Origin of the sequence: Ensifer sp. B1-9 (assembly GCF_050474445.1) — a bacterium.
Lineage (GTDB): Bacteria > Pseudomonadota > Alphaproteobacteria > Rhizobiales > Rhizobiaceae > Ensifer.
The window spans coordinates 380,918-397,797 of sequence record NZ_JBCHVG010000006.1 but is presented as its reverse complement, the minus strand read 5'-3'; the positions used below and the strand labels follow the sequence as shown (position 1 = coordinate 397,797).

The window sequence follows — 16,880 nt, the reverse complement described above, 5'->3', positions numbered from 1 at the left end:
TCTTGCTTTTTGATTGCTTTTGTTGGAGGAATCGCCCTGAAGGATCGAAAGCAAAGAGAAGCGACAAAATGCGGCCTACCGCGAAAGACCTGGCAGAAGCCGCCGGTGTAAGCCTGGCCACCGTCGACCGCGTCCTGAACGACCGGCCGAACGTCAGCAAGAAGGCTTTCCGCAAGGTCTACGACGCGATCGAGCGTATCGGTTTCGTCCGGAACCCGGCGGCGGTCGCGCTTGCGCGCAACAAGACTTACCGGTTTCGCTTCGTCCTTCCGGTCTCGGGCGACCAGTATCTGAGCGAATTGATCGGGCGCGTCACCGAGGCACGCGACGCGCTGCGCGCTGATTCCACCGAGGTGGAAGCCGTGCAGATCCCGATGACAGATCCGCACCACGTCGCCAAATATCTGAGCCTCATCGATCATGAGGCTGTCGATGGTGTCGCGGTGATGGCGCCGGAATCGCCACAGGTACGCGATGCGCTGGTGCGACTGGTGGAGCGCGACGTAAAGGTCGTGCAGTTCCTGTCGGGCCAGGAACGCCTGGAAAGCGCAGACTATGTCGGTATCGACAACTTTGCGGCGGGCGCCACCGCCGGCAAAATCGCAGGTCGCTTCATCGGCAACCGGGCCGGCAAAATCATGGTCGTGGCGGAAACCATGATGGCACTCGACAGCATCGAGCGCCGTCTCGGCTTCGACAGCATCATCAACGCGCAGTTTCCACAACTCCAATGTCTGCCGTCGCTCGAGACCTATGCTGACGAGAACCGCGCCGAACTGATCATTCACCGGACGCTGCAACACAACCCGGACACCCTCGCCGTCTACGTGCTGAGTTCCGAGGCGCGGGCGCCGTTGACGGCGGTCTGGAATGCGCAGGGCTCGCGTCAGCTCACGGTTATCGCCCACGAGCGGACGCCCTTCAGCGAGCGGGCGCTGATGGAGGAACGCATCGATGCCCTGATCGCCCAGGACCCAGGCCATGCAGTTCGAAGCGCACTGCGCATCATGCGCGCCCGCGCCGACCATCGCGAACCCCTGGCCTCGCAGGAGAGGATCCGCATCGAGATCCTACTCAAGGAGAACCTTCAGTTGCATGCCTCTTAGAGAGACGTTGGCAGCCACAAAACCGGACCGCGCCAAAATGGCGATTTCGGCTCCTGCCCGCGAACTCTGATGGCAGTGTTTTTGGGCGACCGGTGCCACTCGGCCCCGCTCGGCCGGAACGCTCTGCAAGCCAGCCATTTCATTTGGTGTTGAGGTCGTTGCACTCTGTACGAGCCAGACGCTCCTTCCAAAGTGCTATTGTCGGATCGGCGCTAACAATTGTGCCAGGCCGGCGCGAAGATCCGTGCGGCATCGAAAATCGAGCGCCGCTTGAAGGGCTCGCGTGCATCCCTGGGAATGTCTGACTTCGCCGAGCAGGCCATCAACGTGGTGGATGCCGCAATTGGATTTGGTCTCTTCGATCATTAGTCGTGCGAGGTCATTGATCGACGTCTCGACACCGCTACAAACATTCAAGACACGTGCCCCGTCGCGACGAGTTTCCACCGACCGGATAAGCGCTTCAACCACATCGTCGACGTAGACAAAATCCCGAGTCTGCATGCCATCGCCATAGATCATGATATTCTCATTGTTACTCAATCTTTGCGCGAAGTTGGCAATCACCCCCGAATAGGGGGAATGTGAATCCTGGCCTGGTCCGAAGACGTTGAAAAAACGAAGACCTGTCGTCGAGATGCCGTAGACTTCGTAGGCGGCTCGAGCGTGCAATTCGCAGGATAGCTTGTCCGCACCATAGGGTGACAGAGGAGCGCACCTACCCTCTTCCGAAAGCGGCAGGTTCTGGCTGGCTCCATAAACGGCAGCCGAAGAGGCATAGACAACTGTCCGCTTGGCACCGGAATCGGCAATTGCCTCAACGAGGTTCAGGAACCCGGTTATGTTGACTGCATGAGAAGACGTCAGTTGCCGATTGCACTTCTCCACCGAAGAGACGGCAGCCAAGTGGATGCAAGCATCGACCCCGGAAAGCGCCTCTTCAACCACCTCTCGGTCCAAAATCGAACCTTTAATGAAGGTGGCTGCCCCTGGAACATTGTCGCGCCTTCCTGAGCTCAGATCATCCAGCACCACAACGTCTCGGCCAGTGTCCAACAATCGTCGCGCGAGATGATGGCCGATAAATCCGGCCCCCCCAGTCACCAGGATTTTTTTCAAACCGCTTCTACTCATGAAATTTTGCCCTGGCACGTTGTCGATCTGAAGAACGGGTTCGACCACGTCTACAACAAGCTTTCCACCAAAGCGACAAGCGTCAATATCCTCAAGGCCGAAAGAGAGAAGGCCTTGTCGTCAGGAGGTTAGCCGAACAGCAAAATGCCCCTTTGGCTGGCGCGGTTTCGCTCCCAGGCGGCATGCCATAGAAACTATCGGATTCAGGAAGCGCCCGCTGCATCCTGGAAGGTCCGGGCGGCGTGGGTGAATGAACAGCCAGTTGCCGCGTCCCTGGTCTTGATGGGCAAGTATGTGAACGACGCCCGGGGGGTGCAACCGACCGGGTCCATTTGTTGGACATCTAGCAACCGATTGAACGCGCCCATCCGGCAGCGCGCCGCGCCGCCTCCGTCAGCACGGGCTTTGGCGCCTTGTACCACTCGTCCTCGGGAAGGCCGCGCTTATCACGAACAAAACTAATCGCGGCCTCCAGGGTTGGGAACTCTTCCGGCAGTGTGAGATGGAGAAACAACGACACGACGGCAACGGAGCGTGAGCGTCCACCGCGGCAATTGACGAGGACCGCGCCGCGCTCGCGTCGCGGATAGGAAGGTTTCTCGGGCAGGACCTGTTCAAGAGCAGCCCGCAAGATGTAGTGGGCCGCGAGCATCTGCGTCTCCGGATTTCCATCCCCATCGATCAGACCCACCTTGTAGTAGCGGATCTCGCCTGGACCATGAACGCTGCTTCGATGATCCGAGACGAACTGCGACGCCCTAACGAAATTGAAATCGAGGTTGACGGCACAATTGACAACGGTGGTGATGCCATTGCTGCGCAGGAGATCGAGATCGCTGGCCCCTTCCTTGCCCGCGATGAAGATATCGACATCATAGGCCGGGTGCTTGGCATAGATGAGGCTGAGCTTCGGCAGCTCGCTGCTGGCCTTGGCGGTGGCGATCGTATCGCCTGAGTTGCTCCGCATGCTTACCTCGTCGCGATCAGGACACCAAAGCTTTTGCCGTGCGGCCGTCAGAAATCGCGGCAGCGATGCGGTTCAAGGTCGGATAGTCGGCGCCGGCGCCGTAGGCCACATAGCCAGGGCATAGAAAATCGGCAGAACCGAGCGGCACTTTACCGAGGGTCAGCGGCTCGTAACGGCCGCCGGCATTCTTCAGGATTAACGTTGCGGCAGCCACATCCCAGGCATTGACGCCGAACCCGGCTGCCGCATCGACGAACCCGGCCGCCACATGCGCAATGCTAAGAGCGGCACTGCCCGGCCTGCGCAACGTCGAGAAGGTTTCGACCAGATCGCCAAAGCGGCGAAGGGCGACATCCCGCCCATCGAGGCGAAAGTCCCGCGACACGGGATATCCTGTGATCAAGGTTGCACGGTTTTCGTCGCCGACTGCCTTGGAGGTGATGCATTCTCCGTTCAAATAGGAGCGCTCGAGATCGGCAGCGAAAAGCAGGTCCGCGACCGGGTCGTAGACGGCCCCTGCCACGACGGCGCCCTCTGCGACCGCGGCGATGGACACGCACCAGAAGGCGAGCCCCCGAGCGAAGTTCGCCGTTCCGTCGATCGGGTCGACATACCATTGGATTTCGCCCTCGCCGAACTGACCGCCTTCTTCGCCGAGCATGGCTGAGTTCGGTTCGTTCGCGAAGACGTACTCGCGGATCAGCGCCTCGGCACTTCGGTCGTGGATCGTTACGACATCGTGCAGGTCGCGCTTGTAGTCGATCGCCATTTCCGAACGAAAGGCCTCAAGCAACGATGGTCCCACGGCGCGCGCGGCACCCTCGGCGATCTTCATCAGGCGACGTGAGCGGGCAAGCCTGCCCGCATCAACAGGCGGGCTGTGGCTTACCGCCGGATGGGGGTTGTTCATACTCTCTTTCCGTTCATGCAAAGCGGGTCGGCGCGACCTGTCCTCGCGAGGTCGTGCCGGCCGACGTTTCTATTTGCTGTAGTTCACGCGCCAGAAGTCCTGCCACTCCTCGCGCCGGTCGAAATCTTCAAGACCCGTTGCTGCATCGTAGGGGAACAGGCGGTCCGCCACTTCCATGATCCCCGACGGCTCGTCCGCTGGCATCTTGATGTCGATGTTGGTCGGCAGCTTGCCATCCTTCATCTGAGGCGCGATCCCCTCTTCCGTCAGCACGTAGTGGATGAAGAGCTTCGCAGCGTTCGGGCTTGCCGTCTTGGACGCGACGAGACCGAGCTTGGTGTAGGTCCAGCCCACCCATGGCTGGAGTTCCGTGCATAGGCCGAGCTTGTAGCCCTTGCCCGCGTTGTCGCGGAATTTCGCCGAGCTCAGAAGTCCGAAGAAGGGCTCCTTCTGGCCGGCGGCGCCAACCGCTTCGGCCACCGGATCGTCGCCATCGGTGACGAGCGGTCCGTTCTGGGCCAGAGCCTTGATCCAGGCCGCCGCGGCGCTCTTTTCGCCAGTCTCCAGATCTTTGCCGAAGTGGGCTTTATAAGCCTCCGCGACCTCGGCATCGGCGTGTTTCTCCAACTGGTTGAACCAGTCGGTATAGGTACTCTTGGTCAGAGGATCGACGAGCGCGATCTTGCCCTTCCATTTCGCTTCGGTCAGCTCCCAGATGTTGCTGACCGGGCACTTGTCATGGGCCTCGGTGTTATATGCCCAGACATTGGCATTCGTCGAAATCGCAAGGGGATTCTGGAAGGCTGCCGGTATCTTTGCCTTCATATCGCCGGGCAGATAGCTCTCGACAAAGTCCTGCGGCAAAAGCTGCGCTAGAGCGGCTGGCGCGTCCGTGATGAGAGCGACATCGCCTTGGACATTGCTGGCCTGCGCCTCGCGAATGATCATCTCCAGTTGGCTGTTGGCCGAGACTTTGACTCCCGTTGCCTTCACTCCATACTTGGCGGTGAAGGCCTCCGCCATCTCGACGATCTTGCCGGTGCTATCGTAGACGTTGATTGGCTTTTCTTTTCTTGCGGCCTCGATCAGTTCGTCGAGGTTAAACGCCTCATCTGCCTTCGCCTCGGCCGCGATTACCGTTGTCAGTGCGGCAAACACCGACCCTAGGGCCAGAAACTTGCTGTTACCTTCTTTCATGGCTTCCCTCCCAAGAAGACCGGTCAGATACAAGACTACTTCTGGTAGTTGATGCGCCAGAGATCCTGCCAGGTTTCACGTGCATCCCAGTCGTCGAGACTGGTCGACATGTCATAGGGCATGACCTGATCGAGAACGGTGCCGATGCCTGAAGGCTCGTCCGCAGGCAGCGAGACGTCCTTGTTCGTCGATATTTTCCCATCCTCCGCCTGTGGTGCTATGCCTTCGGCCGTCATCACGTAGTGGATGAAGAGTTTGGAGGCGTTCGGACTATTGGTGCCCTTGGTGATCAGTCCGACACCCGGATACATCCAGCCGAGCCACGGCTTCAGGTCCTTGCAAAGGCCGAGTTTCATGCCCTTGTCGGCATTATCTCGGAACTTAGCCGAGCTCATCAGCCCCATGAACGGCTGCGATTGCCCCGGCGCGCCGACCGCATCGGCGGCGGCCGCATCGGCATCGGTCAACAACGGAGCATTGGCGGCAAGCGCCTTCACCCAGGCCGCGGTTGCGCTGCCGTCGTCGGTCTGGAGCTCCTTGCCATAGAGCTCCTTGTAGGCGGCGGCCACCCTGTCGTCACCGTGCTTGGCCATCTGGTTGAACCAGTCGACATAGGACGCCTTGCCGAGCGGGTCCTGCATTGCGACCTTGCCTTTCCATTTCGGCTCGGTCAGTTGCCAGATGTTGCTGACCGGGCACGTGTCGAAGAATTCTGTGTTGTAGGCCCATACATTGGCGCTTGTGACCACCGTCAGCGGGTCCTGGTATTCCTCCGGAATTTTGGATGCGAGGTCCGGCGGCAGCCAGCTCTCGGCAAAGCCTTGAGGAATGAGCTGGGCCATCGCGGCCGGTGCGTCGCTGATGATCGAGACGTCGCCCTGAATATTGTTGGCACGGGCTTCGCGAATGATCATCTCGAGCTGGGCGGTCGCCTTGACCTTGGAACCCTCGGCGGCGACGCCATACTTCTCGGCAAAGGCCTTGGCCATTTCCACGATCTTGCCGGTGCTGTCGTAGACCGTAATCGGCGCTTCTTTTCGCGCGGCCTCGATGAGAGCGTTCAGGTCGAATGGTTCCTCGGCCAACGCCGGCCCGCTGATCGCCACGATCGTCGTTGCCAGCAAGGCGCGCCTGGTTGCGCGTCGCGTCCTGTCAGTCTTCCGAACTTGCATCGTCTGTTCCTCCCTCAGATTATGTTTCGGTGTGCCGTTTGGTGCCCGGCGCCTTAGTTCAGCGTGTTCTTGCGCAGCAACGCGTCGGCCTCGGCGATGCGCTGGCCATTCTTGTCGAAGACATGCAGGGCCTCGGGCGGCGCGAAATATGAAACCTTCGACCCGGTCTCGACACGTGGCAGGGCATTCGTCGTCAGGAAGAGCGTGTCGCTGTCGTTCCTGAGCTCCAGGATCCAGCTGCCGCCGGTCGGAAGAACGCCCGTCACTGCCATTTCGCCGGTGAAACTGCCCGTCGGAACGTCTTCACGCTTGGTCGTGTAGCTGATCGATTCTGGCCGGATACCGACCGAGCCTAAGCCGCGCAGTGACGGATAGCGCTCGCCGAGATAGGCTTCTGCCGCACGGGACGTCGCCGATATGGATGGCCCTAAGGTCAGGATATTGATCGGAGGGCTGCCGACGAATTCAGCAACGAAGCGGTTTGCGGGACGGTCGTAGATATCGTTGGGCGTGCCCATTTGCTGCAGCGTGCCCTCATTCATGACCGCAATCGTCGTCGCTAGCGTCATGGCTTCCCACTGGTCGTGGGTCACGAATACGATCGTCGTCTTGAATTCCTTGTGGATGCGCTTGAGCTCAGCCCGCATTTCGAGGCGCAGCCGTGCGTCGAGGTTCGAGAGCGGCTCGTCGAGCAGGAGTACGCCCGGATTGACCGCCAGCATGCGCGCGAGCGCCACGCGCTGCTGCTGACCGCCGGAAAGCTGTGAAGGGTAGCGGTCGCGATACTTGGCGATGTCGAGCGCCTGCATGACCTCCTCGACCCGCTGCTCGCGTTCTTCCTTCGGCAGCTTACGCAACCGAAGGCCGAAGTCGGTGTTGCGCTCGATCGTCAGATGTGGCCAAAGCGCGTAACTTTGGAAAACGAGCCCCATCTCCCGCTTTTCGGGTGGAATGAACACGCCCGCCCGCACCGAGTCGACCAACCGCTCGCCGATACGGATCTCGCCGTCAGAGAGGTTTTCCAGGCCGGCGATCATGCGCAGCGTCGTGGTCTTGCCGCAGCCGGACGGCCCTAGAAGGCACATGAATTCACCATCGCGGATCTCGAGGTCGAGGTTCGAAACGGCATTGGCGGAATTGACGCCATAGTTCTTCTGGGCGCCGCTGAGATTGATGGTTGGCATCAGCTTCCGAGTCCTTCTGCGAGATTGGTCCTGGTCAGCTTCTGAGCTGCCAGCGTTCCGAGATAGGCGATGGCGGCGATGATCAGCACAACCGCATTTGCCGCCTGAGTGTAGTGGTAGTCGACGAGCCGCAGCGAATAGGTCGTCAGCACATCGGTGCTCGGCACGGCGAGGATGGCAAACAGGCTGAGGCCCTTGATGCCCGAAATGAACGGCAGCAGGACGCCAGTGACGAGCGAGCCTTTCTGGATCGGGATCACGATCAACATCATGCGGCGGAACCAGCCGGCGCCGGCAACCTGAGCCGCCTCTTCCGGATCTTTTCCGAGCTGGGTCATGGCGGAGATGCCGGCGCGCGAGGCATAGGGCATCTGGTCGGCAATCAGCGCCAGGATAAGGATGGTGACCGTGCCATAGAGGGCGGGCACTGGACCGCGCGCGACCGCGAAGAGCGACAGATACGCCGCGGCAAAAGCGATGCCTGGCACGAGATAGGGCAGGAAAGTCACCTGGCGCAGGTAGACAGAGAGCGCCTTAACGGGGGTACGTATGACGACATAGCCGACAAGCAGCCCGAGGATACCCGACGTCAGGGATGCAAGGCCGACGATCATCAGTGTGTTCTTCGCGGCGGCCCAGAGATCGGGGCTCAACAACACGCCGGTCTGCAGCGCCACGGTGTGGAGATCACGCCCGACCCAATAGTCCAGAGTGAAGTTGTCGAGCGTGAACTGTGCCGGCAGCTTCATGATGGTGGACAGGAACAGGGTGAGCAGCGGCAACCCGACGCTCAGCAGAAAGATCAGTGCCGCGAAGCACGTGGCCAGCAGACGATACTTGCCAAGCCGGCTTTGGCGATTCATTGAGCCCTTCGAGCCAACGGTGACGAAGCGGCGCGCTTCGCGGACAAGACGCGCATCGATCATCAGGGTGATGATGCCGATCAGCATGATTGAGGCTGCAACAACGCCGGCAACGCCCGTCTGGCGCGACGCGATGCTGCGGAAGAGTGAGGTAGAGAGCACCTCGAACTTGACGGGTAGACCGAGCACATAGGGCACGCCAAATTCGCCGAGACATTTGGCGAAGATCAGCACCATCGAGGACAGCAGCGCTGGGCGCATCAGCGGTAGGATGATCTGCAGCGCCACCTGATAACGCTTTGCCCCGAGGATGCGTGCGGAGTCTTCGAGTTGGGAATCGAAGCGACGAAGGGCCGAGCCGAACAACAGGATGACAAAAGGCGTATAGTGCAATGCCAGGATGACGACGATCGGGAAACGGCCATAGGCGACCCAGTCGGGCGGCGTCAGCCCCATAGCCTCGAACCAGCCCGGCTGCCCGCCGACGGTCCTGTTCTTGAAGAGCGTCGTCCAGGCGAGCGCGAAAGTCCAGGCCGGCAACATGTAGGGAACGATGAGCGCAGTCGCGAACCAGCGGCGGCCGAACATATCGGTCCGACTGATCAACCACGCAAGCACCGTACCGATCAGGAGCGACAAGCTGATCGCCCCGATTGCAACCGAAAGCGTGTTAAAAAGCGGACGCCAGAAGAGATCAACAGACACAGGCGAAAGGAACGCCCGATCGAGATAGTAGAGCGTCAGATCACCGAAATCCTTGCCGAGCCGCCGCTCGTGACCGAACTGAACCCGGACAGAATCCAGCACGATCGAGATGATCGGCACGACGATCAGATAGGTGAACAGAAGAGCCGTCAGGACACCGATCAATGTCGTCGGCTCTCGAGAAGCGACCTTCGCACGATACCGCCAGCGCTGCCAGGCCGTCGGTGCCGTCGCGTGATCTGGCACTGTCGACGCCTGGACTGTCTCACTCAATAAGGCCATGCTCTTCCCCTTGGAACTCGACATGCGCAGCCTGTTGCGGCAATCGACGCCGGCCGCGCTCCAGTAGTATTGATGGGAAAGCAGGGTTCGCGCCTAATTCCGCGCAGCCGCACGCAAAGGCTCGCACGGTCACGAGACACCACACTGCTTGGCTCCAATCCTCCCCACTCGCGGACAGGTACGAACACCCTGCAAAAAACGACGACACCGACTCCTCAGGGGCGCTGTCATTACCGCGAACACAGACGGAACAAACATTCCAATAACTCTCCGACTGTGGAATGCATGATCCAATGCTACATCCGTCTTGTCAATAAAAAAATGCACACGTGCGCAATGATGTATCCGATTGTTTTGTTTGAATTTTTATTGATGTAAACCCATTACTTTTCGAACACACGCTCAATCGACGTTCTAACAAGCTTTCCGGCCCCCCGATCGGCGACGAGCTCGAGGGCAAGAGTACCGTGGACAAGGCTTGTCGAGCGGAAACCGCGGACCATCGGTCCTTGAGCGCTTGGTCGCACTTTTTCGTTGGAATGGGGGAGCTTTTATGCCCCTGATGGAAACTGTCTGATTCTGTAGGGGAGCGGCATGGCAAGAGGGTTCGTGACGGCCGAAGAGGTCGCAAAACGTGCGGGCGTTTCGCGCTCGGCCGTCTCGCGAACATTTACGCCTGGAGCCAGCGTCTCCCAGGCAGTGCGGCGCAAGGTGCTGAAGGCCGCGCGCGAGCTCGGCTATCGGGTCAACCGACTGGCGCAGGGTCTGAACAACGATCGCTCCAACCTGATCGGTGTCGTAGGCGCCAACCTCAGCTCGCCTTTCCACGCCAAACAGCTCGACCTCCTGAGCATCGGCCTGCTGCGTCGGGGGTTGCAGTGCCTGCTGCTCAATGCGGCCGATGCCCGCAAGGATATCGCGCCGCTGATCGAGCTGCTGTTCGAGTTCCGCGCGCAGGCCATCGTCGTTCTCTCCGGCGAACCACCGGAATCAATCGTCGATCAGTGCGTTGCCAACGGGGTCCGCCTGATCCTCATCAACCAGAAAATCGACCGCACCGATACGAATATGGTTCTGAGCGACGATTCCCGCGGCGCCGATCTCGCCGCGCTGCGGCTGATCGAGGCTCGTTGCAAGAAGGTTGCTGTGATTTCCAGCGGCAGCCATACTCCTGCGCAGCTTCGCCGCACCACGGCGTTCAAACAGAAGATGGCAACGGCGGGCGTCGAAGTTGTCGCCTGGTCGGGCGGCACCACGAGCTACGAAAGCGGCTATCAGGCGGGTTGCGAGGTGCTCGTCGATGAAGCGATCGACGGTGCTTTCTGCGTCACCGACCTTTTGGCGCTCGGCTTTCTCGATGCCGCGCGCACCGAGATGCACCGCCGCATACCAGCCGATCTCTCCGTCGTCGGCTTCGACGACATTCCCCAGGCAGGCTGGAAGAGCTACGAGCTTACCACGGTGGCCCAATCCTTCACCGCCCTGACCGATCACGTCCTGGAGGCACTCGAAGCCGACGAGATGGAAACCCGGCTTCAGGTGGTTCCCGTCACGATGGTCGAGCGCAAGACGGCAAGGCGCTAAGCCTGCGACTTCAAGAAGCCGCTGGCCTGATGCGGCTCTCGATCAATAGTCCGCTTTGATCCAGGATAGGATGCGCGACCGAGGCGATATGCGCATTGATGCGCTTCAAATCACGCAACATATCGAGATGAAGCGAGCTGGTTTCGATGCTTTCGGCACGCCCGTCGCGTAGCCGCTGCAGATGCCGTTCAGCCGATTGCCGCTCCAATCTGCGGACATCCTCTTTCGCCTCGACGAGGCGCCGCGCCATGGCATTATCGCGCGTGTCAAACACCGCCTGCGCCATACGCAGGTTGTCGATTGTGATCGCGAACAGTCGCGACAGTTCTTTGTGGCCGTCACCGGAAAAGGTCAGGCCTCGGGTGATCTTTTTCGCGAGCTCAGCAAGCAGACCCTTTTCGATAATGTCACCGATGTGTTCGAGGTTGATGGCATAGTCGACGATATCCGTGGCGCGACGGCGGTATTGTTCATCGATGTCGGTCTGCCCGACACGCGAGACGTAGACCTTGATTTCGTGCTGCACGCGATCGACCCGCCCCTCGAGCGCGCTGATCGTTGAAAGCCTAGAAAGATCGGTCTGCTGCAAGACGTCGTTTGCCTGCACGAGCATGCGCTCGATCATATCGCCGACGCTGAGAACTTCCCGGCTTGCACCGGCGAGTGCCGCGACCGGCGTCTGCAGATCGCCCTGCTCCAGAAACGATGGGCCATCCTCGGCTTTCGTCGGATCCGGCAGAAGCCGTGCGGTCAGGCGGGAAAGTGGACCGGCGAAGGGAGCAGCCAGAACCGCCAATGCGAGATTGAAACCAAGATGCGCGTCGACCGGCAGCTTGTCGTGTGACACGGGTAACAGTTCGAGCAATTGCGCGGAATAACCGGCGAGCGGCAGCGTCAAGGCACAGCCGGCCGCGCGCACGATCAGGTTGCCAAGCGCGACACGCCTGGCGCTTGGCGCCGCCTTGAGCGTCGCAAGAACCGGCGGTACGGCGCCACCGAGATTTGCGCCAAGTACCAGGACTATGAGCAGCCCCGTCGAAAGATGGCCCGATGCAGCAAGCGAGAGGATCAACACCACGATCGCAAGGCTGGACGAAGCAAGCACGGCGAGGACCGCGGAAATGACCAACGCAACGGGCCAGGCAGTGTCGAGCAGCGCAAGAAAGGCCGAAAGTGCAGCCGACGCGCGAAGCGGCTCCGTCGCAGCGCCGATCAGATGTAGCGACAGCAGCATCAACCCGACACCGACAAGGGCGGCGCCTGCTCCCTTACGGGCGCTCGAGCCTCCGCGCCCGATGGCAACGCCGGAAAGCAACAGAAGCGGAGAGAGCCATGCGAGTCCCAATGCGACGATCCAGGCGGTCATTGCCATTCCGACATTGGCACCGAGCAATACCACTTGCGCCATGCGTGGCAGGATGAGGTCGCGCTCGACGAAGGACGCGGCCATAAGGGCGGTAGCAGTCGAGCTCTGCAACGCAACGGTCGCGACCAGGCCCGCGAAGAAGGAGCGAAAACGGTCGCGCGTTCCGGCTGCGAGGCCGGCCTTCAGGCGAGCGCCGAAGGCGCGCTCCATGCCGTCACGTACCAGGCCGAGACCGAACAGCAGCAGAGCTACGGCGCCGAAGAGATTGATGGTGACGATCGCCGACCCCATTCCGCCCCTCCCCCTACTGCCTGCCGCGCATCAATTCCGCTCGGAAGAGTCGCTGAAATGCTGCGTAACTCTCGAATCCAAGATCGCCGACGAGGCGCATCACTGTCGTCGTGGAGACGCCGCTGCGTTCGGCCACTTCCCGCGCACTCGCAAAGGCAACGTCATAGGGGTGGGCAAGCACGAACTTCGCCACCTCCAGGCGTCCCCCCTTCAGCCGCCGCACGCCGAGACGGCAGGACTCCCGCAATTCGTTGAAAGTTGCAGGCGGGACTGTCGAGGCTGCCGTGACGGACAGATAGTGTGTCATGTTTAGGCGGCCTCCTCTTTGGAGGATGCATTCTCGATATGGACGCAAAGTCCGCCGGCCTCCGCGCGATCGAGGAAAGCGTCAAACGCGCCAAAGAAAATCGAAAGGAACCCGTCCACCGAGCCGTCCCAGCCACTTTCCGGAGGGCGCCCAAATCGCGCGGCGAGCGCTCGATAAAGCCTGACGCGTAGCGCAGGGATTTTGTCGAGTGCAAGCACGGCGGCCTGGCGCAGGCAGTACCAATCGGCGATCAACTCCAGCATATCCAGGCGCACCAACCGAGCCGCATCCTCGGGCGGGCATGCGGGAATTACGCCCTCTATCGTGCCGGGGCCGCCGAGGCGAGCGCACACATCTTCGACGGAGAGCCCAGAGATCTCGTCGACGACCTTCGGTGGCCATTCCTTGGGAAAGTAGCGATGCTGGACGAGCGCGCGCTTGTGGGCCTTCAGGAACCAGCCATATTCGAAAGCATCGAACGCACGATCCGGCGGTTCGTCCAGATGCGCCATTTCGCGCCCATAGGCACGCAAGATGCGCGGATCGACGGCACTTGAAGACAATTCAACGGTCTCCACCAGGAAATGCGAGGCGGATGGTTCAACGATTTTGAAGGCTGGCGGAAAGGCCACCAGCGATGGCACGGCGATATTGGTGAGCGCACGGCCGCGCCGCTCCCAGCGCGTAACGCCCTCGACATGCAGATGGCCGCTGAAATGCACCGTCAACCCGGCGTCGACGAGCGCTTGCGCAACCGCCTCACGCGGCGTTCTGCGGGCAACATTGATCTCACCAAAAAGCACGCCTTCAGCTCCCGTCGCACCGTCGAAGGGGTCGAGCACCGGATAGTGCGAGAAGGCGAGAAGCGTTTTCCCGAGCCGACGGGCGCGCGCCGACACATCGGCGATCCAATCGATAATGAACGGCTTCAGCCTCAGAAGCGCGTTCCAGCCGGCCCCGGTGCTGTCGATGAACGCTTCCTCTTCACCATCCTCAAACACCCCGTCGCGTGGCTCGAACACGTTTGCGTCGATCATCATCAGCCACAGGCCCGGCTCTGGCTCGACCAGATAGGAGGCGTCCATCAGCGCATAACTGTTTCGGCCGTCGGGGGACGAAACTTCGTAGAGCCGGTCTTCGACCTTGTCCGAAGCGCCGAACGGCGTTTCCCAATGGATGTCGTCAGGCTTCCGGAAGTATCCGAACACAGCCATGGGTGCCAAGCCTGCTGGATATCCCTCGCAATACATCAATGGCGTGGCGTAAGTGCCAGGGCCAAACTTTGCTTCGTCGCTCGTGACAAGGACCCTGGCGTCCTTTGCGTCGAGGAACTGTTTCGTGTGATGGCGCCCCTTCGGGCCGAAGATGTCGTGGTTGCCGGGAAGCGCATAGAAGCGTGTATCATGATCGCGTTCGTGCCGCGCCAGAACGGCGTGCAGGTGCTCGGTGGTTTGCCTCTGGCCGTCATCCGTGTAGTCGCCGAGAAGGACGACGTGGCGGATTCCTCGCCGGGCCACCTCCGCCAGAGCACAGTCCAGCGCCTTGGCACTCTCGTTGAACACGCGGGTCGACTCGCGCGTATCCGCCCAGCTTCTGACGGCAAGCCTCTTTCCATCGATCTCGATAGCGGGAAATCCGAAGTTGGCTTCGAGATCATGAAAATGGGCATCGGCGATCACGGCAATCCGCGGCAAATCAGCCATTGATATTCGCCTCCGCACGGGACGCTTCCACGAGATCAATCCAGTGGGAGGCACGTCTTGCCGCTTCGTACAACATGGGCTTCGGCGTTTCGAACCATTCGTCCGGCCTCAATTCGCGGCGCTCCCGGATATGAGCGATCGCGGCGTCGAGTGTCGGAAACAGATGCGGCTGTTGCTTGTGCAGGAAAAGCGCCACCAGTGACACGGAGCGGCTGCGCCCTCCGCGGCAATTCACCAGAATGTTGCCGCCATCGACAAAGGGATAGGTTGGGCGCTTGGGCATCGTTTGACGCAGGGCGCCATCGAGAATGTAGTAGGCACCGAGCATCATCGTGTCCGGGCTGCCATCGCCATCGATCATGCCGAGCTTGTAGTAGCGTATGTCGGCGTAGCCACTCGCGCAGAGGTCGTCGTTGACTGCGACTTCCTCTTCGCGCACGAGATTGATATCGAGGTTGACCGCGCAGTTGACGACGATGGTGATCCCGCGGCGCTTCAGCAGATCCATGTCGCCCGCGCCATCGCTGCCGCCAATATAGAGATCGACCTTGTGCGGACCGATCCCACTGGCGATCAGGCTGATCGCGGGTCGCGCGTAAACCGGTGCATCCATTGGTATTTCCTTCTGAGGATGGCGAACGTGCCGTTAGCGTGGCGATGCCGCCATTTGTTGGTTCAGGCGGGCTGAAGTGCAGCGGTCAATTCGCGGGCCCGGATCGGGATGCCCGAAGCCTCGCTCACACCATCGGCGATGGCCGGTGTCGAGGCAAGCACTGGTCCTCCGTCCCGAAGACTGCCTATCTCCATGAAGGGACACACGACACCACCTGCCTCGGCTACGAGTAAGAGTCCGGCTAGGCAATCCCAGGAGTTCATATGCAATTCCACGTAGGCGTCCGAGCGCCCATCAGCAACATAGGCAAGCGCCAGTGCTCCCGACGCGCCGCGTCGGACATTGGCACCCTTCACCAGCATCAGCCGCATGGTCTCGAGAAAGGTCTCGTCCGGCACCCGGCGTGACCATCCCATTTCGACCGAGGCGGCATCAAAGGTGGTTGTCGACGAGATGCTGATGGGCTTCCCATTCAACGTCGCCCCCGCCCCCCGTCGACAAAAATAGAGTTCGTCCTGCGCCGGATTGTAAATGGCGCCGATCTCCGCCCTTCCCCCCTCCACATAGGTGACCGAGATGCAGAAATGCGGGATTCCGCGCGCAAAATTCGCGGTGCCATCCACCGGGTCGACGACCCACACGCGGTCGGCGATCGAGCCGCCACCTTCCTCCCCCAGAAATGCATCTTCAGGAAAGTGCGCAGCGATTGTCTGACGGATGTGCGCCTCGGACGCAGCATCCGTCTCCGTCAGAAAATCCTGAGGCCCCTTCATCGAGAATCCACGCCCGGAACTCTCCTTGAAGCCGCTGAGCACCAGGGCGCCGGCGGAACGAATGACGTCCCGACATAACGACGCTCGTCCTGCGAGGTCATTTGAATAGCGTGAATTGTGATCGTCCATCCGCAAAACTCCAGTGCACACGCGTGCATAATTGCACGCGTGTGCACGTTGCGCAAGCGAAATCTGCGCCTGCATCTCGTCCGCTTTACAGCCGCATAGAACGCTTGGTCCCGGTCCTTGTTGCGAGCACGTTACGGATCGCAAAGCTCGAATGTATCCGTGAGACTCCAGGAAGAGCCGAAAGGATTTCCTTGTGAATACGTTCGAATTCACCGGCATTGGCGACTTCGACGCGCAAAAGATAGTCCGATCCGCCGGTCATCAGGAAGCACTCCTTTATTTCGGGGTGCCTACGGATCGCGGCTTCGAAGCGGTCGAGATAGTCCTCGGTCTGACGATCGAGCGTGATGTTGATGATCACGGCAATGGTGGCTTCTACGTTGGCGGTGTCTACCAGCGCGGTGTAGCCCCGGATGACGCCGGCCTGCTCCATCAGCTTTATGCGCCTGAGACACGCCGATGGCGACAGGCCAACTTCGGCCGCTAGACTCGCATTGCTTCGTCGGGCATCGAGTCGAAGCAACCGAAGGATATTGCGGTCTATCGCGTCAAGTGCGGCCATAGCAGATTATTCCAATTCGTCGTCGTTTCTTT

The 16,880-nt window shown here is 60.5% G+C and carries 15 protein-coding genes; 2 read left to right on the top strand and 13 right to left on the bottom strand.

From position 1 onward, the window contains the following. The first annotated feature begins 68 nt into the window (after positions 1-68). Positions 69-1,106: a LacI family DNA-binding transcriptional regulator gene (locus tag ACQ5BM_RS13845; protein WP_429811934.1), complete on the top strand. Its 1,038-nt coding sequence runs from the start codon at positions 69-71 to the stop codon at positions 1,104-1,106. Between the two features lie 195 nt (positions 1,107-1,301). Here the strand turns inward: ACQ5BM_RS13845 and ACQ5BM_RS13840 are convergent, their stop codons facing one another. The 7 genes from ACQ5BM_RS13840 to ACQ5BM_RS13810 form a co-directional block, all read right to left on the bottom strand. Further along, positions 1,302-2,288, bottom strand: a complete 987-nt coding sequence (locus ACQ5BM_RS13840) for an NAD-dependent epimerase/dehydratase family protein (RefSeq protein WP_429811930.1) — start codon at positions 2,286-2,288, stop codon at positions 1,302-1,304. Between the two features lie 295 nt (positions 2,289-2,583). Beyond that, complete coding sequence (locus ACQ5BM_RS13835) at positions 2,584-3,207, bottom strand: dual specificity protein phosphatase family protein (RefSeq protein ID WP_429811927.1); 624 nt, start codon at positions 3,205-3,207, stop codon at positions 2,584-2,586. Between the two features lie 16 nt (positions 3,208-3,223). Continuing rightward, positions 3,224-4,117 (bottom strand): inositol monophosphatase family protein, encoded by an 894-nt coding sequence (locus tag ACQ5BM_RS13830; protein WP_429811924.1) that lies wholly within the window; start codon positions 4,115-4,117, stop codon positions 3,224-3,226. A 69-nt stretch (positions 4,118-4,186) separates the two neighbouring features. Beyond that, positions 4,187-5,314 carry an ABC transporter substrate-binding protein gene (locus tag ACQ5BM_RS13825; RefSeq protein WP_429811921.1) on the bottom strand — a complete coding sequence of 376 codons (1,128 nt, stop codon included), beginning with the start codon at positions 5,312-5,314 and terminating at the stop codon, positions 4,187-4,189. 35 nt (positions 5,315-5,349) lie between these two features. After that, on the bottom strand, positions 5,350-6,486 hold the full coding sequence (locus ACQ5BM_RS13820; protein WP_429811918.1) for an ABC transporter substrate-binding protein: 1,137 nt from the start codon (positions 6,484-6,486) through the stop codon (positions 5,350-5,352). Between the two features lie 53 nt (positions 6,487-6,539). Next, the gene (locus ACQ5BM_RS13815) at positions 6,540-7,670 is read right to left on the bottom strand and encodes an ABC transporter ATP-binding protein (protein ID WP_429811915.1); all 1,131 of its coding nucleotides are present in this window, start codon (positions 7,668-7,670) and stop codon (positions 6,540-6,542) included. Further along, positions 7,670-9,520 carry an ABC transporter permease gene (locus tag ACQ5BM_RS13810; RefSeq protein ID WP_429811913.1) on the bottom strand — a complete coding sequence of 617 codons (1,851 nt, stop codon included), beginning with the start codon at positions 9,518-9,520 and terminating at the stop codon, positions 7,670-7,672. Before ACQ5BM_RS13810 ends, ACQ5BM_RS13815 begins: the two co-directional genes overlap by 1 nt. Before the next feature lie 594 nt (positions 9,521-10,114). Here ACQ5BM_RS13810 and ACQ5BM_RS13805 point away from each other — a divergent pair. Continuing rightward, positions 10,115-11,104: a LacI family DNA-binding transcriptional regulator gene (locus tag ACQ5BM_RS13805; RefSeq protein WP_429811910.1), complete on the top strand. Its 990-nt coding sequence runs from the start codon at positions 10,115-10,117 to the stop codon at positions 11,102-11,104. A 10-nt stretch (positions 11,105-11,114) separates the two neighbouring features. Here the strand turns inward: ACQ5BM_RS13805 and ACQ5BM_RS13800 are convergent, their stop codons facing one another. The 6 genes from ACQ5BM_RS13800 to ACQ5BM_RS13775 form a co-directional block, all read right to left on the bottom strand. Further along, positions 11,115-12,761 (bottom strand): Na/Pi cotransporter family protein, encoded by a 1,647-nt coding sequence (locus ACQ5BM_RS13800; protein ID WP_429811908.1) that lies wholly within the window; start codon positions 12,759-12,761, stop codon positions 11,115-11,117. A gap of 13 nt (positions 12,762-12,774) precedes the next feature. Further along, positions 12,775-13,068 carry a MurR/RpiR family transcriptional regulator gene (locus ACQ5BM_RS13795; protein ID WP_429811906.1) on the bottom strand — a complete coding sequence of 98 codons (294 nt, stop codon included), beginning with the start codon at positions 13,066-13,068 and terminating at the stop codon, positions 12,775-12,777. 2 nt (positions 13,069-13,070) lie between these two features. After that, complete coding sequence (locus tag ACQ5BM_RS13790; RefSeq protein WP_429811904.1) at positions 13,071-14,771, bottom strand: metallophosphoesterase family protein; 1,701 nt, start codon at positions 14,769-14,771, stop codon at positions 13,071-13,073. Beyond that, the gene (locus ACQ5BM_RS13785; protein ID WP_429811901.1) at positions 14,764-15,384 is read right to left on the bottom strand and encodes a protein phosphatase; all 621 of its coding nucleotides are present in this window, start codon (positions 15,382-15,384) and stop codon (positions 14,764-14,766) included. Before ACQ5BM_RS13785 ends, ACQ5BM_RS13790 begins: the two co-directional genes overlap by 8 nt. 62 nt (positions 15,385-15,446) lie before the next feature. After that, positions 15,447-16,286 carry an inositol monophosphatase family protein gene (locus ACQ5BM_RS13780; protein ID WP_429811898.1) on the bottom strand — a complete coding sequence of 280 codons (840 nt, stop codon included), beginning with the start codon at positions 16,284-16,286 and terminating at the stop codon, positions 15,447-15,449. Positions 16,287-16,371: 85 nt separating this feature from the next. Further along, complete coding sequence (locus tag ACQ5BM_RS13775; RefSeq protein ID WP_429811895.1) at positions 16,372-16,848, bottom strand: Lrp/AsnC family transcriptional regulator; 477 nt, start codon at positions 16,846-16,848, stop codon at positions 16,372-16,374. Between the last annotated feature and the right edge of the window lie 32 nt (positions 16,849-16,880).

Bases quoted from the DNA above. Each gene is read 5' to 3' on its own strand.
- ACQ5BM_RS13795 (WP_429811906.1), bottom strand. From the start codon at position 13,068: ATGACACACTATCTGTCCGTCACGGCAGCCTCGACAGTCCCGCCTGCA.
- ACQ5BM_RS13825 (WP_429811921.1), bottom strand. From the start codon at position 5,314: ATGAAAGAAGGTAACAGCAAGTTTCTGGCCCTAGGGTCGGTGTTTGCC.
- ACQ5BM_RS13835 (WP_429811927.1), bottom strand. From the start codon at position 3,207: ATGCGGAGCAACTCAGGCGATACGATCGCCACCGCCAAGGCCAGCAGC.
- ACQ5BM_RS13780 (WP_429811898.1), bottom strand. From the start codon at position 16,286: ATGGACGATCACAATTCACGCTATTCAAATGACCTCGCAGGACGAGCG.
- ACQ5BM_RS13775 (WP_429811895.1), bottom strand. From the start codon at position 16,848: ATGGCCGCACTTGACGCGATAGACCGCAATATCCTTCGGTTGCTTCGA.
- ACQ5BM_RS13785 (WP_429811901.1), bottom strand. From the start codon at position 15,384: ATGGATGCACCGGTTTACGCGCGACCCGCGATCAGCCTGATCGCCAGT.
- ACQ5BM_RS13830 (WP_429811924.1), bottom strand. From the start codon at position 4,117: ATGAACAACCCCCATCCGGCGGTAAGCCACAGCCCGCCTGTTGATGCG.
- ACQ5BM_RS13805 (WP_429811910.1), top strand. From the start codon at position 10,115: ATGGCAAGAGGGTTCGTGACGGCCGAAGAGGTCGCAAAACGTGCGGGC.
- ACQ5BM_RS13820 (WP_429811918.1), bottom strand. From the start codon at position 6,486: ATGCAAGTTCGGAAGACTGACAGGACGCGACGCGCAACCAGGCGCGCC.
- ACQ5BM_RS13845 (WP_429811934.1), top strand. From the start codon at position 69: ATGCGGCCTACCGCGAAAGACCTGGCAGAAGCCGCCGGTGTAAGCCTG.
- ACQ5BM_RS13810 (WP_429811913.1), bottom strand. From the start codon at position 9,520: ATGGCCTTATTGAGTGAGACAGTCCAGGCGTCGACAGTGCCAGATCAC.
- ACQ5BM_RS13800 (WP_429811908.1), bottom strand. From the start codon at position 12,761: ATGGGGTCGGCGATCGTCACCATCAATCTCTTCGGCGCCGTAGCTCTG.
- ACQ5BM_RS13790 (WP_429811904.1), bottom strand. From the start codon at position 14,771: ATGGCTGATTTGCCGCGGATTGCCGTGATCGCCGATGCCCATTTTCAT.
- ACQ5BM_RS13815 (WP_429811915.1), bottom strand. From the start codon at position 7,670: ATGCCAACCATCAATCTCAGCGGCGCCCAGAAGAACTATGGCGTCAAT.